The sequence below is a fragment of the Dorea sp. 210702-DFI.3.125 genome, from assembly GCF_020560945.1.
GTDB lineage: Bacteria > Bacillota > Clostridia > Lachnospirales > Lachnospiraceae > Dorea > Dorea formicigenerans.
This window is the reverse complement of the sequence record NZ_JAJCNF010000027.1, coordinates 1-18,388: the sequence shown is the minus strand read 5'-3', so window position 1 is coordinate 18,388 and position 18,388 is coordinate 1. Positions and strand designations below refer to the sequence as shown.

At 39.2% G+C, this 18,388-nt stretch carries 19 protein-coding genes and 1 tRNA gene; 5 read left to right on the top strand and 15 right to left on the bottom strand.

Annotated elements, in window-relative coordinates:
* Positions 1–136: 136 nt before the first annotated feature.
* The 3 genes from LI164_RS12200 (at position 137) to LI164_RS12190 (ending at position 3,177) form a co-directional block, all read left to right on the top strand.
* Positions 137–706: a DUF3841 domain-containing protein gene (locus LI164_RS12200; protein ID WP_005330759.1), complete on the top strand. Its 570-nt coding sequence runs from the start codon at positions 137–139 to the stop codon at positions 704–706.
* A complete protein-coding gene (locus tag LI164_RS12195) occupies positions 693–1,268 on the top strand; it encodes a DUF3841 domain-containing protein (protein ID WP_005330758.1) in 576 nt (191 codons plus the stop codon). Before LI164_RS12200 ends, LI164_RS12195 begins: the two co-directional genes overlap by 14 nt.
* Before the next feature lie 94 nt (positions 1,269–1,362).
* Positions 1,363–3,177, top strand: a complete 1,815-nt coding sequence (locus tag LI164_RS12190) for a serine hydrolase (RefSeq protein WP_227087228.1) — start codon at positions 1,363–1,365, stop codon at positions 3,175–3,177.
* Between the two features lie 128 nt (positions 3,178–3,305).
* Here LI164_RS12190 and LI164_RS12185 read toward each other — a convergent pair whose 3' ends face one another.
* From LI164_RS12185 to LI164_RS12140, 10 genes are all read right to left on the bottom strand, one after another.
* A complete protein-coding gene (locus LI164_RS12185; protein ID WP_215683441.1) occupies positions 3,306–3,476 on the bottom strand; it encodes a hypothetical protein in 171 nt (56 codons plus the stop codon).
* A gap of 144 nt (positions 3,477–3,620) precedes the next feature.
* The gene (locus LI164_RS12180) at positions 3,621–4,022 is read right to left on the bottom strand and encodes a response regulator (RefSeq protein ID WP_227087227.1); all 402 of its coding nucleotides are present in this window, start codon (positions 4,020–4,022) and stop codon (positions 3,621–3,623) included.
* Positions 4,023–4,324: 302 nt separating this feature from the next.
* Complete coding sequence (nagA, locus tag LI164_RS12175; RefSeq protein ID WP_118364956.1) at positions 4,325–5,479, bottom strand: N-acetylglucosamine-6-phosphate deacetylase; 1,155 nt, start codon at positions 5,477–5,479, stop codon at positions 4,325–4,327.
* Between the two features lie 96 nt (positions 5,480–5,575).
* The gene (gene nagB / locus LI164_RS12170) at positions 5,576–6,313 is read right to left on the bottom strand and encodes a glucosamine-6-phosphate deaminase (RefSeq protein WP_117683112.1); all 738 of its coding nucleotides are present in this window, start codon (positions 6,311–6,313) and stop codon (positions 5,576–5,578) included.
* Between the two features lie 3 nt (positions 6,314–6,316).
* Positions 6,317–7,210 carry an ROK family protein gene (locus LI164_RS12165; protein ID WP_173790223.1) on the bottom strand — a complete coding sequence of 298 codons (894 nt, stop codon included), beginning with the start codon at positions 7,208–7,210 and terminating at the stop codon, positions 6,317–6,319.
* Between the two features lie 13 nt (positions 7,211–7,223).
* On the bottom strand, positions 7,224–7,910 hold the full coding sequence (locus LI164_RS12160; RefSeq protein ID WP_173790240.1) for an N-acetylmannosamine-6-phosphate 2-epimerase: 687 nt from the start codon (positions 7,908–7,910) through the stop codon (positions 7,224–7,226).
* A gap of 2 nt (positions 7,911–7,912) precedes the next feature.
* Entirely contained in the window at positions 7,913–8,545 is a 633-nt protein-coding gene (locus LI164_RS12155) for an SGNH/GDSL hydrolase family protein (RefSeq protein ID WP_117495850.1), read from the bottom strand.
* 24 nt (positions 8,546–8,569) lie between these two features.
* The gene (locus tag LI164_RS12150) at positions 8,570–9,442 is read right to left on the bottom strand and encodes a carbohydrate ABC transporter permease (RefSeq protein ID WP_117495849.1); all 873 of its coding nucleotides are present in this window, start codon (positions 9,440–9,442) and stop codon (positions 8,570–8,572) included.
* A 3-nt stretch (positions 9,443–9,445) separates the two neighbouring features.
* Positions 9,446–10,354, bottom strand: a complete 909-nt coding sequence (locus LI164_RS12145; RefSeq protein ID WP_117495848.1) for a carbohydrate ABC transporter permease — start codon at positions 10,352–10,354, stop codon at positions 9,446–9,448.
* 85 nt (positions 10,355–10,439) lie between these two features.
* Complete coding sequence (locus LI164_RS12140) at positions 10,440–11,741, bottom strand: ABC transporter substrate-binding protein (RefSeq protein WP_227087226.1); 1,302 nt, start codon at positions 11,739–11,741, stop codon at positions 10,440–10,442.
* 245 nt (positions 11,742–11,986) lie between these two features.
* Here LI164_RS12140 and LI164_RS12135 point away from each other — a divergent pair, with 245 nt between their 5' ends.
* Both LI164_RS12135 and LI164_RS12130 read left to right on the top strand, forming a co-directional pair.
* Complete coding sequence (locus tag LI164_RS12135; RefSeq protein ID WP_173790222.1) at positions 11,987–12,844, top strand: MurR/RpiR family transcriptional regulator; 858 nt, start codon at positions 11,987–11,989, stop codon at positions 12,842–12,844.
* Between the two features lie 11 nt (positions 12,845–12,855).
* Entirely contained in the window at positions 12,856–13,692 is an 837-nt protein-coding gene (locus LI164_RS12130; protein WP_227087225.1) for an MBL fold metallo-hydrolase, read from the top strand.
* Positions 13,693–13,811: 119 nt separating this feature from the next.
* Here the strand turns inward: LI164_RS12130 and LI164_RS12125 are convergent, their stop codons facing one another.
* The 5 genes from LI164_RS12125 to LI164_RS12105 form a co-directional block, all read right to left on the bottom strand.
* Positions 13,812–14,573 (bottom strand): ABC transporter permease, encoded by a 762-nt coding sequence (locus LI164_RS12125; RefSeq protein WP_022279019.1) that lies wholly within the window; start codon positions 14,571–14,573, stop codon positions 13,812–13,814.
* 21 nt (positions 14,574–14,594) lie between these two features.
* Positions 14,595–15,698, bottom strand: coding sequence for an ABC transporter substrate-binding protein (locus tag LI164_RS12120; protein ID WP_173790220.1), 1,104 nt, complete (start codon positions 15,696–15,698; stop codon positions 14,595–14,597).
* A 157-nt stretch (positions 15,699–15,855) separates the two neighbouring features.
* Positions 15,856–16,638: an ABC transporter ATP-binding protein gene (locus tag LI164_RS12115; protein WP_117606268.1), complete on the bottom strand. Its 783-nt coding sequence runs from the start codon at positions 16,636–16,638 to the stop codon at positions 15,856–15,858.
* 163 nt (positions 16,639–16,801) lie between these two features.
* Positions 16,802–17,971, bottom strand: a complete 1,170-nt coding sequence (locus LI164_RS12110; protein WP_227087224.1) for a MalY/PatB family protein — start codon at positions 17,969–17,971, stop codon at positions 16,802–16,804.
* Between the two features lie 205 nt (positions 17,972–18,176).
* A tRNA-Asn gene (locus tag LI164_RS12105) sits at positions 18,177–18,248 on the bottom strand.
* Positions 18,249–18,388: the final 140 nt, after the last annotated feature.

The following is an 18,388-nucleotide window of genomic DNA, read 5'->3' as shown; positions in this document are numbered from 1 at the left end:
ATTATTGTCTTGCAAACCTTTTTCAGATGTTTTACCATAGAATTAACAATTAAGTATTTTCAAAACATTTCTCAATAGCACGAAAGCATCCCGAGAGGAAACTGTTTTTATACTTATCATAAAGGAGGTTTTTTCTATGCGGTTTTGGACAAGACAACATGAAGCTGTCTGGGATGAGCTTCAAAAAACAGGTCAATATATTGTAAAGAAAGAATATATCGAGGAAAAAAATGATACCATTTCCGAATTCTATCTAAAATTGTATGAATGGTACACAAAAGCTGCAAGAAAATATATTGACATCCCAGAAGATCTGAAATATCCAGTCTGGCTCAGTGTTAGTGAGGATATGATGTTACAGCCGACCGAACACGCAATCATATTCGAAGTCGAGATTCCAGAGGGAGAATACCTGATCTGCAATTTTGACAAATGGGGCTATCGCGTCAATTATTTCTATGTGCCGCTGGATGAGGCCGATGAAAAGGCCCACATGGAAGAGTTAAAAAAATATGGAATCGCCTCCGAAGATTCATTAGTTACAACCAGTAAAGGAAACTTCTACCCGCTGCTCAGGCAGAAAATTATCAAGAGCTGGGATCGAATTTTTACGATTCAGCCGGATGATCCGTCCCTCATGGTCGGAACCTGCTGGAAGTTAAAGAAAGAGTGGATCAAGGAGGTACGTTTTTATGACGAAGAATAATATATCATCAGCCTCAGACACTATCACGATGTATTGCACGCAGCCTGACCTTGTCTGGGATATTGTAGATAAAGATGGCGTAAACTATGTAAAACAGGCTTATATCACAAAGAAATATCAAGACACTGCCTGGATTTTTGACACTGCTTACAAGTTTTTCCGCCAGAAAGCTGTAAAGATCATTCCAAAGCCACAAGAGGCTGAATCACCAATCTGGATGTACCGTGATAAAAAATGGGCAGTTCCGAATGCTGGCTGCCGACGTATGCACCTGGAAATTCCCAAAGACGAGTTGATTCTTTTTGACCGGAGAACATGGAATAAAATTCTGAACATGGAATATGTTGGAACTGATGAAGAAATCGCCGCCTTTGAGCAGGAATATAAGCGTCAGGGCGTCCGCGACCCACTGGACATTATGAAGTCCTCATTTTATCCGCTTCTGGCTCAGAAAATCAAGAAAAGCTGGCAGCATCTTTTTACGGATCCACTTCCGGAAGAGACTTACTGGCAAGGCGCTGTCTGGTATCTGAAAAAAGATTGGGTAGTCGGGGAAGAATAATGTTATACTATAAGCAAGAGCTTTACTTGCAAACTGTGCAGCAGAGATGGATGTGCTCTGCTGCATGTTATTTTTTATATGGAGGTGACCTGCCATGGCAAAAGAGCAGCTTGCTGTGATTGAAATGATCACAAATATGATTCTCGGCAAGACCAACGGGGTTAGTAAAGTTGATTTCACACCACAGAAAATCCCGTTTCCGGAAAACCTTCCGTATGAACAGGCTTTCCTGCGCGCTACACCGGAGAGCCAGGGTGTCTCTTCCGAGAAACTGATACATTTACTAAGTAACTTATCTGCATCTCCATACACGGATATGCATCACTTTCTTGTACTGCGACATGGAAATGTAATCTGTGACTGCAGCTTTGCGCCTTACCGGAGCGGCATATGGCACATTTCCCATTCCATGTGTAAGAGTATTACCAGTATGGCAATCGGATTGCTAATCGATGAGGGGAAACTTTCTTTAGATGAAAACATATACAATATCTTTCCCGGAAAAGTCAATCCACTGATTAAAATCTTCCGACCGGAAGTCACAGTACGGCATCTACTGACAATGACAAGTGGTGTAACATTTAACGAGTCTGGGATTGTCTCTGGTAATGACTGGCTGGAAAGTTATCTGAATGCACCTGTATCAGGGAAACCTGGCACAGAATTTCAGTATAACAGCCTGAATACTTATGTATTATCTGCAATTGTCAGTGCACGCACGGAGATGACACTGGAGGAATACTTGCGGCCACGTCTATTTGAGCCTCTTGGCATCACCCGCTATCTTTGGGAGACCTGCCCAAAAGGCATCACAAAAGGCGGCTGGGGACTTTTTATTTGTCCGGAAGACATGGCAAAATTAGGGCAGCTCTATCTAAACCACGGAGTATGGAACGGCAGACAGATTATTCCCGAAGAATGGATTACAGCATCTACCACCAAACAGATTGACAGTATCGAAGGGACTTACGGATACGGATACCAGATCTGGATGGAGAATCGTCTGAACAGTTTCGAATTCAATGGTATGCTCGGGCAGAATGTAATCGTGTATCCTGACCTTGACATGGTCATTGTCACCTGTGCGGGAAACAATGAACTCTTCCAGAATAACGTCATGCTAGATCTGATACGTGATGCATTTCCACAGGAATATCAGGCATCTGAATATGCTCTCCCTGAAAATCCTGCCGAGTATCACAAACTGAAACACCTGGTTCACTCACTTTCCCATGGGCCTTCCTGCATGCCGCAGATCCGACGCGGCGGCTGGGCAAAGAAAAGCGGATATTCCAGAAGCCATGCAATATATCCCAAATATGTCCGGTTGCTAAAGGATTTAGACGGAAAATGCTACAATATAAATCCCGCAAGTGTTGGCCTGTTTCCGCTGATTATTCAAGTATTCCATAATAATCTGACAAACGGAATCAGACAGATTTCTTTTCAATATGACAAAATCAACTGTCCAGACAAATTTTATATTCACTTTCTGGAAGGAGAAGAACATTGTACGCTGACTGTAAGTTTTGATCGTTATATCGATAACCTAATTACACTTCATGGAGAAACTTACCTTGTAGCTGTAAAATGTGAGTATACTACTGATGCAGATCACGCTCCGGTTCTTGTTCTTGATATGGTCTATCTGGAAGAAGCCATGAGCCGAAAGCTTTATTTACATTTCAAAAGCAACGAATTAATAGCACATTGGTCCGAGTCTCCCGGGAAAGAGCTTATTTTAGAAGGTCTGTCTTCCATCACAGGGGAGATGACGAAGCTTCCACTTTACGGACGCTTTCTCGAAGGAAGCGGAATGCAGTTCCTGGAACATATAATGGCCGATACCATAGAACCAACTGTACATGGAACATTAGCTGAATCCGATACTGAAGACGTGGATATTTGATATCTGACATACCATTCCTTGAAATTGTAGCTGTTCTGATTATTATTTCATACAAAAACGCCTCGCAAAATGTGAATATTTTGCGGGGCGTATATTATGCATTCCTGTTTTATTGAATTATGAGGTTATTATCTTCTTCTCTGTCTTCTGATTACTCTGAGAGAACCTACGATACAAACAGATGCTGCTTCTGCATTGATTGTGTATGTACCGGCAGCACCTTCAATGATTTTGTATGTAACTGGTGCTGCTACAAGCTTTCTTCCTTCTTTTATCTTCAATCTGTTTTGTAAAATCATGTCCTAAAGAATTTCTGATAAATGAAGAATTATCATCATAGGATTTTTCTGTATCAATTACGCCATCTTTATCTGCAAAATATAATCCACAATCTTCGCAATGCCAATATGCTCTATTCCCTTTTTCTATACATGTGGCTTTCTTTACCTCGATAAAGGTTTTGTGTGCATGTTTAAGTGCTGGAACTTCCGTTGTATTAAGTTCTGCTGTACATGTCGCATCACTAAACATTTTGTGACACTCTGAACAAGACCAGTAGCCAAAGACTTCTTAACATCTTCATCAAACGCATTTGCACTCATCGCAACGATTGGAAGTGTTTTGCAGTCATCACGTGGAAGTTTTCGAATCTCTCTGGCTGCCTCCAGTCCATCCATGACTGGCATCATAATATCCATAAGAATAAGATTATATTCTCCTTCCTTGCTCTGACGTATTCTTTCCAGAGCCTGCTGTCCGTCATATGCTTCCTCGATGCCAATTCCATCATCCTGCACTGAAAAGTAGAGGCTGGCTTTTTCCTTCTCGTCACAGATTTCCAACATAATTTTCCGAACCTTCTCATGGAGTATATACAAGGTCGAAGGGGACTATTATTTGTTATTATAAGTTTATACCATGGACTTTGTACATATTAACAAACTTTCACGAACTGAAAAAGTCTACTAAAAAAGGTCCACCGGACCTTTTTGTCGTATGCTTGGCAACAAAAAAGTCCGCCATTTTTGTACTCTCACAAAATGTCGGACTTTCCCACACTTACATTTATGAGTTGGGGGCAAAAGCCCCAACTATGATGCCTACGGATTGTTCCGTGCTTTGCACTCCCATAACCCTAGCATCATATTTACAGTCTTACACCATCTTTTACGACTGCCTGCAGATCCAGATTATCCTTCAGAAGTACAATATCTGCCTTCTTACCTGCCTTAATCGAACCATACTGATCATCAATTCCAAGACTCTTCGCCGGATTAATAGTTGCGCAGGCAATAGCTGTCTCAAGTGGAATCTGCATTTCTTTTACAACTGTTCTCATACAATCCGCGAGGTTCGTTGCTGAACCTGCTATTGCACCATCAGATACTAATGTCGCACGTTTTCCTACGACCTTGACATCCAATCCGCCAAGTGTATACTGTCCGTCCGGCATCCCGGTCGCACGCATGCTGTCACTAATCAGAATCATACGGTCAGCCCCCATCATCTCAAAAGTTGCTCTGACCATAGCCGGATGAATATGTATCCCATCACAGATGATCTCTGCCATCACATGCTTACCATCATATACAGCACCAACCACTCCCGGTGCGCGATGATTAAATGCCGGCATCGCGTTATAGAGATGTACTGCATGGTTTGCTCCCGCGTCAAATGCTTTCTTCGCTGTATCATAATCAGCATTCGTATGAGCCAGAGAAATGTTAACTTTCCCTTTCATTTCCTCGATAAATTCCAGATAATCTTCATTATCTTCCGGAGCAATTCCAATAAATTTCACCAGTCCGTCGGAAGCTTCCAGAAACTGCTCTGCAATTTCTACATTACACGGAATAATATTTCTCTCATCTTGTGCTCCTTTTTTTACTTTACTGATAAAAGGACCTTCCATGTTAATTCCCACAAGATCTGCTGCTTTTGGGCTTGTCCCGTTTTTCTTATATTTTGCTGCAACACTTAAGATCTGTTTCAGTTCTTCCACCGGAAGTGTCATGGTCGCCGGAGCAATAGCGGTCACACCAATGGAGGCCTCATACTGTGCGATCCTCTCAATCGCCTCTTCATTTCCATCACAAAAGTCATCTCCTTTGCATCCATGAAAATGAAGGTCGATCAAGCCCGGAATTGCATATGCACCTTCACCGTCCAATACCTCTTTCTCACCAAACTGTGGCTTTTCCTCTTCTGCATATACTCTCTGGATCTTGTCCCCGTCAAGCATAATTCCACCTTTTACAAATGTCTTCTCTTCCGTGTAAACTTTCACATTATCTATGATCATAGTAAATAACTCCCTTAGATTAAAATATCCCTATGTCTTGATTTAACTGTATGTACTTTCGTATTTTCTATACTATAACATTTACAACATCTGTTTTCAATATTGCTTATTGCATAACGAAAGTGCTGCCTTGTCTGCAACTATCGTTACATATGGATGGAATTTTAAAATAGAAGCCGGAACCTTTGGCGTTACCGGTCCCTCAATCACTTTCCTTAAGATATCTGCCTTATCCTCACCACTGACAACCAAAACAATCCGTTTTGCCCTCATAATTGTCCCAATTCCCATCGTATAAGCTTTTCTCGGAACTTCTTCTTCTGACTCAAAGAAACGTTTATTGGCATCAATCGTGTTCTGTGTCAATTCTACACAATGTGTATATTCCTCAAATACATCTGCCGGTTCATTGAATCCAATATGTCCATTATGTCCGAGCCCCAAAAGCTGCAAATCAACACCTCCAAGAGATTTTATCACCTCTTCATAATGGGCACACTCTTTCTTGGCATCTTTTTCCATACCATTCGGTATATGTGTATTTTCCAACTGAATATTCACATGTTCAAATAACCTCTTGTGCATAAAATAATAATAACTTTGTTCATCAGATTTTTGCAATCCCTGATACTCATCCAGATTCACTGTTTTAATATGGCTAAAATCTACGTCTTCTTTGCGATTCCAGTCGATGAGCTGTTCATAAACCCCGATTGGCGAAGATCCTGTTGCCAGGCCAAGAACAGATTCCGGATTCAATATAATCTGCGCAGAAATAATATTGGCAGCTTTTCTGCTCATATCCTGATAATTTTTTGTTTTTAAAATTTTCATGCGCTATTTCCTCCCATACTTATTCTGGAAATTATACAACGCTCCTACCATACCCGCTTCATTTCCATATTCTGCAAAGCATACCTGTAAATGTTCTGCCAGAATTGGTCTTAAATACCTATTCAACGAATCCCTGATTTCATTTTCAAGAATTTTTTTCTGGACCATAATGCCCCCACCAAGTACAATCGTATCAGGATTAAGTACATAACAGATTGTTGCCAACCCTTTGCCAAGTACATCACACATTTCTTTGATGGCTGAAATACAAATTTTATCGCCTTTTTCTGCCAGTGCAAATATTTTCTTTCCATCCCACATATCTAAAGGCTCAATCTTTTTTTCTGCAACTTTTCTGACTAGAATGCTGCTGGCTCCTAATGTTTGAAAATCACTATCTCCCATTGGAATATAGCCGACCTCACAGGCACTGTTGCTTGCTCCGTGGAAAACTCTTCCATTCACAATTGCACAGCCGCCAATTCCGGTTCCAACAGTGGCACAGAACATAATATGGCTCTCTTTTGCTGACCCTGAGACATATTCCGCCAGACCGGCACAATTTACATCATTCTCTACTTCGCATGGCATTTCTAATGCTTTTTCCAGTTCCTTTTTTATACAGGTTCCTGTATAACCAGGCATTAACTCTCCTGCAAAAACAATCTTTCCTTCTTCTGGATCTACCATTCCGGCAGTAGAGATACAGATACCTTCTATATTCTCATACTGCTCCTTATACTGTTTTCCAATTGTTTTTACTTTATCCAGAACTGCTGCTCCACCAAGCCATGCCTCCGTTTTTGTCTGATTACACTCTTTTATGATAGCATTTTCATCCAAAACGCCATGCTTAATGGAGGTTCCGCCTATATCTACGCATATGTATTGACTCATAGTGTCTCCTGCCTTACTTTAACGCATCTACAAATGTTTTTGTAATTAACTGTGGTCTTGTGATTGCAGAACCAACTACAATACTGAAAACACCTAATTGCATAACTCTTTTTACTTTTTCCGGTGTATTAATATTTCCTTCTGCAATCACATTATGTTTTACATTTTTTACAATTTCTTTAATCAGTTCAAAATCATTTTGCTCGATTTTCATATCCTTACTTTGATCTGTATATCCTACAAGCGTCGTACCAATAAAATCAAATCCAAGTTCATCGGCATGTATTGCCTCTTCATAGGTAGAGCAATCAGCCATTAATGGCTGATCCGGATATTTTTCACGAATCTGGGCATAAAACTCATCCAGTGTTACCCCATTAGGTCTAAGATTTTTTGTTGCATCAATTGCTATAATCTCCGGCTTTACTTCCATCAACTCATCGATTTCTTTCATCGTTGGTGTAATGTACACTTTGCAATCCGGATAATCTCTCTTAACAATTCCGATAATCGGTATGTCAACATTTTTTCTGATCTCTGCAATATCTTCTTTTGTATTCGCACGGATTCCGGCTGCTCCACCTTCTTTTGCAGCCAATGCCATACGTCCCATAATAAAGGAGGAATGTAATGGTTCTGCCGGTAATGCCTGGCATGATACGATCAGTTTTTTATGTACAGTCTCTATTTTATTATTCACTTTCATACCTTCTTTCGAATCACTTGTACAATTTGTTCTGCAAGTCTCTCATGGCTCTCTGCATCTAAATGCATAAAATCAATTTGGTTCATTTTCACAAATGGTCCTGCATCTAAAAAATCACAGCCGTACTGCTTGGCACAGATTTCATATTCTGCAGCCAGTTCTTTTGATTTGTCAGCACAGATTCCCATCTCGCCTGCAACATGGGACTGCTCGCATTCTTTCTCAATCGGAGCTGGCGCTACAACTAATATCTTTGGTGTATCTCTCCAGGCATCCTCTGTATGTTTTGCTTTAATTACAAGGCGTTTGATTCCATCTGCAATATTCTTTGGTGTTGCACTAAATCTCTCCTTACAGTCATTCGTTCCCAACATAATTACAAGATAATCAATCGGTCCATGAGACATCAGACACGGATACAAATATGGAAGACCATTTAATCCCTCATTTAGCGGATCTTCAAAAACTGCCGTTCTTCCACACAGTCCTTCTTCAATGACCGTATATTCTGCTCCTAATTTTTCCTGCAGCTTTCCCGTCCAACGTACTTCATCCGGGAATCTTCCGTCTGTAATCGCGTCATATCCCCATGTATTAGAATCTCCATAACACACAATTCTTTTTTTCATGTCCTTATTTTCCTCCGTTTCAGCTTAACCTTTAACTGCTCCCATTGCCAGTCCCTGAACAAAGTGTTTCTGCAGTGCCCATACAAGAATCAGTACCGGTACCAGTGTAATGACTGCTGTCGCCGCCATTGGTCCCCATTCCAGGCCACGGTCTGTAATGAATCCGGCAATTACAACCGGTAATGTCTTGGACTTATTGACACTTAGTATACATGCAAATAAGAACTCATTCCATGCCCCAACAAACGCAAGTATTGCAGACGCAATCATTCCAGGTTTTGTCAATGGAAAGATAATCTTAAAAAATCTTTTCGTAAATCCACAACCATCCAACATTGCTGATTCCTCTAGTTCCTTCGGGAGCTGCTCAAAGAATCCCATCATCAACCAAATTACAAGCGGAAGGTTAAAGCTTGTATTCATAATTATCAGCGCTGTCTTTGTATCAATCAGATGCATTGTTCTCATTACAAGGTATACTGGAATTGCAGTGGCAATTGCCGGATACATCTTCTGAACCATAAACCACAGTCCAAAATATTTGCGTGCTCGCTTTCCAAGGCTTCCTCTTGCAACTGCATATGCAGCCATACTTCCAAATATAACAGAAATAATTGTAGAGGCTCCTGCAACTACGACTGTATTAAAGAAATTCAACCACAACTGATCTTTTCCAAAAATTTCCTGATAACTTGCTGCCGTGAATTTAGATGGAAATATTACCGGTGGATTAGACAAATATTCTGCTTCAATCTTCACTGAACTAGTCAAAAGCCAGTATAACGGAAATATAATAGCAATTAATGAAACAACTACAATAATTACTCTAACGGGTCTTCCCGCAAAATTACCAATAATATTATCAACGGTAGGCACATTATGTTTTTTTCTCTTCATATTCTACGCCTCCAATTTTGTTCTTAATTTCAAAAATCCTACAGTTACAACCGTCATAACGACAACAAAGCCAATTGCCAGTGCTGCTGAATATCCGGCATCAAAGAATCTCAGACCTTGTTTATATATATAGTTCGGTAACATTTCTGTTGATGTACCCGGACCTCCATTAGTCATAACGTAAACTGTATCAAATACCTTAAATGCATCGACAAATCGAAGCATAACGACAATTGTAAGTAATGGTGCAACCATAGGTAAAATGATTTTTCTGAAAATTACTCCATTCGATGCACCGTCAACACATGCTGCCTCCAGACAGTCTTGTGGCAAAGCTTTCAGACCTGCTGCACAAATGATCGTAACCCATGGTGCAAGTTGCCATACATTTACTAAAATAACTGCCAACATAGCCGTCTTAGGACTACTAAGCCATGTAATACTCGGGACTCCAAAGAAACTCAGGAAATAATTAATAATACCTGTTGTGGAATCCAGCATCATTCTCCATAAAGTACCAATTGCTACCGGTGCCATAATGGTTGGAATCAAAAAAATAGATGTTGCAATTTTAGCCCACATTTTGTCTGAACACAGTGCCATTGCAACAAAAAGACCTACAATAACTTCCAGTGCTACAGAAACTACTGCAAAAAATAATGTATTCATTGTACTGGTTCTCACAGTCTCATCTGTAAGCATTTTAATATAATTCTGAAGTCCCACAAATTCCGGAACAGCATTTGGTAAATTCAATTTCAATTTGAAGAAACTTAAGTATAAAGAATACAAAAGGGGCAGCAATGCCGTGATTCCTAAAAAAATCATCGTTGGCAACATAAAGCACCATGAAGCCACTTTATCGCTCTTACTCTTCTTCAGCACCCCTTGCGTATTATTTTTCTTGCTCATTTCGCATTCCACCTCCACACGAAAATAATAATCTGTTCAAAAGAATATGGCGCCGGCACGAAAGCGGCCGGTGCCATATGATGTCTTACATGTTATAGTTTTTAGTTCCTTCTTCAGGCGGTGCATTTTTCAATGCTTCTTCTATTCCTTTTTTCATCTTACTAACGGCTGTCTCAAGATCAATTTCACCTGTCATATACTGGCTAACTACTGTATTCAGCATAGAATCAACTTCTGTAGAAGCTGGAATTCTCCACCAGATATTTGCTGTATCAAGAGCCTCACGAACGGTATCCATATATGTTCCTTTGATTCCATCTCTCTCCCAGAATGCTTTTCTTGGTGAAAGAATTCCAAAATCATCGTAGAACTGATCCTGCTTCTCTGCACTTGTATACATTTTAACCCATTCCCATGCAAGTTCCTGATTCTTAGATGCTGCTGGTATAGATACATCCCATGCACTTAACAGTGTAGTTCCAGTCTTATCATATGGGATTGTACTTAATGCCCATTTTCCAGCAACCTTAGACTGTGACTCATCATCTGCCGCCTGAACCAGTCCAAGTGTTGGCCATGTTTCACAGATTGCTGCATTTCCATCAAGGAATGCTTTGATTGACTCTTCTGTTCCCCATGACAGAATAGATGGATCTGCATAATCCTGAATCTCTTTCAGATGATTTAGTGCATCTCTTGTTTCCTGAGAATCAATTGTTACATTCCAGTCCTCATCAGCCCAGGCACCACCCATGGACCATAAAATGTAATCAAATACTCCACCAAGCTGTCCTGTTGTAGCTGATACAGAAATTCCGTACATACCTTTATCTTTATCTGTTAGCTCTTTTGCAACTTCTCTGTATTCTTCCCATGTATCCGGAAGTCCATCTGGAAGTAAATCTGTTCTATAAGCAAATAACTGTGGTGTACTTGCATTCGGGATACCAGTTTGAACTCCCTGCCATTCTCCACTATTTTCCAGAACCTTCTCAATAAACTCATCCGTCTTATAATTATCCTTATCCATAAAATCGGAAAGATCTGTCAGATATGGTGCAAATTCTCCGTCCCACTGACTTGCAACATCGACAACATCATAAGAACCTGTGCCACTTGTTAAATCCAACAGTGTCTTCTCATGTAATGTTGTATAAGGAAAATCAACGACCTCTACTGTTGCACCAGTCTTCTCCTCAAATTCGTCTACCATGCTTTCTGCAGCTTCTGCGTATACACCTGACATGTATAATACTGTCAGCTTTTCACCAGAATATGGCTTATCCCCATCTGCCTTACTGCTCTTTCCTCCTGATTCTCCACAACCAACTAACATTGTGGATAACATTGCCACACACAGCAATGCACTTACAATTTTCTTTTTCATTAACGTTCTCCTTTCTTTTTGGAATTTTTTTTTATTTTTCAGAAATAAAAAATGTTTTCTTTTTCATAAAATAACACTTACATATATATTTGTCAATTGCTTTATTGCACCAAAACTATTTTTGTGCAATATGGCAAAAATAATTTTTATTTTATATAAAAAACATGTTTTTTTTCAATCTAATTGACAAGTTTTGTTTTTTTGTTAAAATTTATACTATAAACATTAATAATAGGAGGTGTTACATGGCAACCAATAATCTAATGAACAAAATCACTTTATATTATTCTCAAATGACAAAAGCCGAAAAAAAAGTTGCCGACTTCGTTTTATCCTCCCCGCAAGAAGCACTAGCATCTACAATTACCGACTTATCTAAGCATTGCGGTGTAGGTGAAACGAGTGTATTCCGTTTCTGTCGCACTTTAGAGTTAAAAGGCTATCAAGATTTCAAACTTTCACTGGCAGTAAGCACTTCTTCTAATGGAGTCTCTACGCCAAAAGATACAATTAATATTTCCAATACTACCAATTGTCAGGACACTGCTTATAATGTTATGCAAGCTTATATAACAGCATTAGAAACTACCTGCAGAACACTGAATTTTAATGCAATTCCTGAAGTTGTTGATTATATTCTTAATTCAAAAACTATTAATCTCTTTGGCTTTGGTGGTTCTGGTACAAGTGCAAATGAATTTAAGAATAAATTTATGAAAATCATGCCTAATGTAATCTATAATGCTGATGCTCATATTCAGTTAACACAAGCAGCTTTATTAGGAAATGAGGATCTAGCAATTATTTTCTGCAATTCCGGCATCACAAAAGATTGTATTGAAATTGCCAAAATCTGTTACACTTCCGGAGCAACAGTTGTTTTTATTACTAAATTTGCCAAAACTCCTGCCGCACAATATTCTACCGTTGTTCTATTATGTGGTGCTAATGAAGGACCAATGGAAGGAGGATCTATTGCTACTAAAACAGCCCAGCTTTTCTTAATAGACCTTCTATATGCTGAAGTGTACAAGACACTTGGTAAAAAAGCATTAGATAATAAGCAAAAAACAGCTCAGATAATCACAGAGAAAATGATGTAGGAGGTTACATTATGAAAGTTATTGTTTTAATCGAAAACACATCCATATGCTCCTTATGTGCTGAGCACGGTCTGTCCGTCTATATCGAATATAACGGCATGAAATATCTTCTGGACACCGGCACATCTGACACATTTTCCGCTAATGCGCATCAGCTTGGAATCAATCTGGCAGATATTGACATCGCATTTCTGTCACACGCACATTATGACCACGCCGGCGGATTCGAAACCTTTTTTAAGGAAAATGAAAAAGCACCTGTTTATCTGCAGGATACTTCTGCTGAAAACTGTTATTATCGTCCAGACAATACTGATAGATATATCGGAATTCCTACGCATTTATTGAAGACTTACAAAAAGCGTTTTCAATATATAGATCATGTCTGCGAGGTGGAAAAAGGAGTCTGGTTAATTCCACATTTTACAAAGAATTTGGACGAAATGGGAAGACGCGCCTGTATGTATCGAAAAATTGGTGATGAATATGTCCCGGATGATTTCGCACATGAACAAAGCCTTGTTTTCGAAACTCCAAAAGGACTGATTTTACTCAACAGCTGCTCCCATGGCGGAATCGTCAATATTGTAAAAGAAGTGCAAATGGCACTGGGAAATCAGAAAGTTTACGCTGTCATCGGCGGCTTCCATATGATGAAGCTCTCCGGTCTTGATACTCTTGCGATTCCTGAATCAGAAGTCATCGACGTAGCTTCCCAATTACAGAATCTTGGAGTAGACGAAATCTACACTGGGCATTGCACTGGAACAATCGCATACGGACTTCTCAAAAAAGAACTTGACGAAAAAATCCATGAACTGAGCACCGGAACAATAATTGAGTTTTAAATACATTTCCGTATGTTGCACTAAAACTTATGAAACGCATTTAGCTTTTATTAAAAAAGGGAAGCTGTGATACACATCCATGTACCACAACTTCCCTATATTTTCATCTTCATTTAATTTTAATCAATTGTCCATTTAAGCAGCTGTTCTTTCACCTTTTCAAATATCTGCATTACAACTACTAACACAATTACCATAAAGATAAATCCAACCCAGGTATTGGCAAATACACCAAGTTCAGAATTCTTTTTTACAAAATAGCCCATGCCTGAACCGCCACCATACATTTCGGCAAATACAAGCATTACAAAAGAACTTCTCAGTGAATTTACAAAACCGGCCAGAATAGATGGACTTGCTGCCGGCAGAATTACTTTCATGAACCGTTTTACACCTGTCAGTTCCAATGTAGCTGCCTTGTCCAAATAGCGCTTATCAATGGTCATGATTCCTGTGATTGTAGCAAATAATGTTGCCCAGACAATATTATATACAACCAAAAATATGGAAGCTGATAATAATGTTGGTGACAGCAACAGTACAAACGGCGACAATAAGATTGACGGGATTACGCTAAAAGCATAAATAACCGGATGCAGCGCTTCCCTGATTTTCTTATTTAATCCCATGATTGTACCAAATATAACTGCAATCACTAAAGAAAGAAATACTGATGGGATGAGTAATTTGAAAGAAGCAAGCATATTTGTAAGCATTACTTCTTTATTCGACTCAAAGGCTGCTGCAATCTTTTCCGTTGTTGGAAACAAATATGGATTCAGCATTTTCACATCTGCCACATAATAATATAACAATACTAATCCTGCAAATATCAATACTGTAATCCAGTATTTTTTCACAAAACCCTTAATTGTTTTCATTTACCCATCTCCTAAAATCTGCTATTTATCATTTTCGTCAAAGAATTTCTGCTGTGCCTCATAGAAATCCGGTGCCTCATCACCATAAGATTTTGTTGCCTCAGCAAGTGCTTCTTCATAAAGCTCTGTGTTGATATGATCTTCAATATCGATCTTGCAGTCATCACCGAGGTATCCTGTTTTGTCAAGAATGTTCCATGCACGTACCACACTGTTCTTAAGAGGATCTACATTTACAAAATAATGTTTGTCATCCATCATGTAAGCTGCCACATAGTCATCTTCCTGACCGATACGTTTTGCATGAAGAGAAACTGCTTCTTCTTTATTTGCCTCATACCAGGACTGTGCACGGAGTAATGCGCGGATAATTGCTTTGACTGTATCTGGATTGTCATTTACCCATTTTGTCTGTCCAACCATACGGCAGCAAGAATAGTTCTCCATGATTTCACTCTGATAGCTTACGATTTCGATGTCACCTGAGTCTACAAGCTGTTTCACACCATAGTTGTTCTGTGTTCCCATAAGCGCATATTTTACTTCACCGTTCTGAACAGCAGCTAATGCGTCATCATAGCTTGAATATACTTTCCAGTCAACTACATCTAACGGATTATCATATCCAAGATCCATAACTGCACCTGTAAATGCGAAATAACTTGGATTTACTGCAACGGACTGTCCAATAAATGATTCAATACCTTTCCACTCTGTTCCAGTTTTTGCAACAACTGGCATACATCCTTCTACCATATGTCCGCCAAAAATTGTAAGATCTACACCTTGTGCTATCTGCTGAAGCGGATTAGATGTACCCGCATTTGATACGACATCAACCTTGCCTGCTGCAAGAAGAGCCATTGCATCCATATTCTGAGTTGCCTCTACCGGCTCAATCTCGATTCCTTCATCCTCAAAATATCCTTCTTCTTCTGCAATTGTTACAAGGACGTTACCACTTGAACCATAATTCCACTTTACAGTTGTCATTTTCTCCTTGCTATCTTTGTCAGTTGTCTCTGTTTTTGTGTCGTCAGACTTTTTGTCATTACTGCTTCCACATGCTGCAAGACTAAACGTCATACCGAGCACTAACATAAGTGCTAAAACTCTCTTTTTCATACCTTCTCCTTTTCTGTTTTTACTACTTATACTAGAATCTCTGCATTAACCATTTCCTGACAGGCAGCAATTCCGTCAGTATATGGATAACACTATATATAACAGGCCTGCCTGTATATATCACATATCAATCCCACTATTTGCATGGCTTTCCATTTTAAATATGTGTCGTGACATCTTTATTTATCTGATTGATCAATGTAATACGAAGCTTCATCATATCAATATTCTCAAATAATGTGTCACGCGTCGGATGCAGTTCTTCTGTAATCTTGACATCATAAATAATATGACTTGGTGACTGTCCCAAAACAAGAATCCGGTTTGCCAAAAGAAGTGCCTCATCCACATCATGGGTAACAAAAAACACTGTTTTCTTCTTTTCATCCCTTGTCCAGAGTTCCCGTACCAGATCCTGAAGTCTCGCACGCGTCACCGCATCCAGAGCACCAAACGGCTCATCCATCAAAAGAATCGGCGGATCAATACTGAATGCTTGTGCGATTGCACATCTCTGCTTCATACCACCTGATAATTCTTTCGGAAGCTTTTTGTATATGCTTTCATCCAGCCCGACAGCTTTTATCATATTTACGGCTATTTCTTTTAATTCTTTTTTATCTCTCTTAGGATATCTTTGCTTCAATGCCAGAAGAATGTTCTCGCCTGCTGACATCCACGGAAACAATCCATAATCCTGAAATACAACACCTTTATTAAGACTTGGTTCCCCAATAGCTACACCATCACTCAGAATCTCTCCTGTAGTTGCCGTTTCAAGACCTGCCAGTAGACGAAGCAGTGTACTCTTACCACAGCCAGACTGCCCAAGGATACAGACAAATTCTCCTTCTCCGATTTCTGTATTAATGTCTTTTAAAATTAATTTTCCACCTGCTTCATAGGCAAATGATAAATCCTTAATCTGAATGCCGCTCATGTATAATTGCCTTTCTTTTTATAGCAATAATTTCTTTTTATTGATCTATTTTGTACACACAATTGTATAATAAATCAATCTTTTTTATTATTCAAATTGATTTTTAAAATAAAACAGCAAGCTTATAGTTTTCATCTATAAACTTGCCACTCTATACTTTTTTCTACTTTTCTCCTAATATTCCATCAATAATACGTTTCACACCGATTTCCACATTTTCTCTGGAAGTAGCAAGATTCATACGGATAAATCCATTGAATCTGTCTCCCCCGAACCAGTCTCCGAAATCTACCGCAAGACGGCATTTTTTCTGGATAAACTCTTTCGTATCTTCCGGTTTTATGTACGCTCTTAAATCAATCCATACCAGATATGTTGCCTCCAGTGGAGTTACTACCACCTTCGGAAGATTCTCTTTGAAAAGTTCTCTCAGATACTGATCATTATCTACAATCTGCTTCTTCACTTTATCCAGCCATTCCTGACCACCTTTATATGCCGCTTCTGCCGCTACAAACCCAAATGCATTTCCTGTCATCAGACGGATTCTTTTGGCAAAATCATCCCATTTTGCCCGAAGATTTTCATCTGCAATTATCACAAATGAATTCTGTCCCCCTGCCAGATTAAATGTCTTGGACGGTGCTGTGATTGTAAGGATTTCATCCCAGTGTTCTGTCATAAGATAGGATGGTGTCTGCTTCTTATTCCCAAATACAAAATCCTGATGAATCTCATCAGAAATTACATACACATGATGTCTATGACAAATTTCAAGCATTTCCTTTAGTTCTTCTTTTCTCCAGACCCTTCCTACCGGATTGTGCGGTGAGCATAAGATAAATGCTTTTACATCGTTATCCACGATTTTCTTTTCAAAATCATCGAAATCAATCGTATAATTTCCATTTTCATTAACTAGATCAGAAGTAATCAACTTACGCTCATTGTTGGTCACCGCCTGCAGAAATGGATAGTACACCGGAGTCATGACAATCACTGCATCCCCTTTTTTTGTCAGCATCTGGATCATCCAGTTGAACGCTGCTACAACTCCCGGTGCAAAACGAAGCCACTCTCGCTTTACTTCGAAATTAAAATGTTTCTTTTCCCAGTTGATAAATGCGTCGTAGTAACCATCTGGAATCCGGTAGTATCCTATTGCTCCAAAATCCACGTACTCATGCAGAGCTTTCTGTACACACTGTGGAATTTTAAAATCCATATCTGCGACCCACATGGCATGCAGACCTTCCTCGCCGAACATTGCTATCTGACCGTCCCATTTATTGCAATTTGAATTTCGTCTGTCCACATAAATTAATTCTTCCATAATGCCTGCCTCTCCTTATTCCTTTCATCTTTCTGTGTCGGCAAAATATTCTTCTTTTGTTTTGTCGAAATTTCTTTAACTATAATAACATTTTAATAAGAAAATGTCCTCTTATATTGAAAATTTGAATTTATAAAATAAATTTTTATCAGTGCAGTATTAAGAACTAAAAAACCTGTAAGCATAATACTTACAGGTTAACTAACTCCCCGAGTAGGGTTCGAACCTACGACCCTTCGGTTAACAGCCGAATGCTCTACCACTGAGCTATCGAGGAATAACAAATATATAATAAACCCAAGTAACAAAAATTACAAGGGTTTTTTTCATATATCTTCAAAACTGCATATAAGAAACTTTTCAACATCTTTACCTATCCACCTTACTTGGTTATGCCCTCGACCTATTAGTAACAGT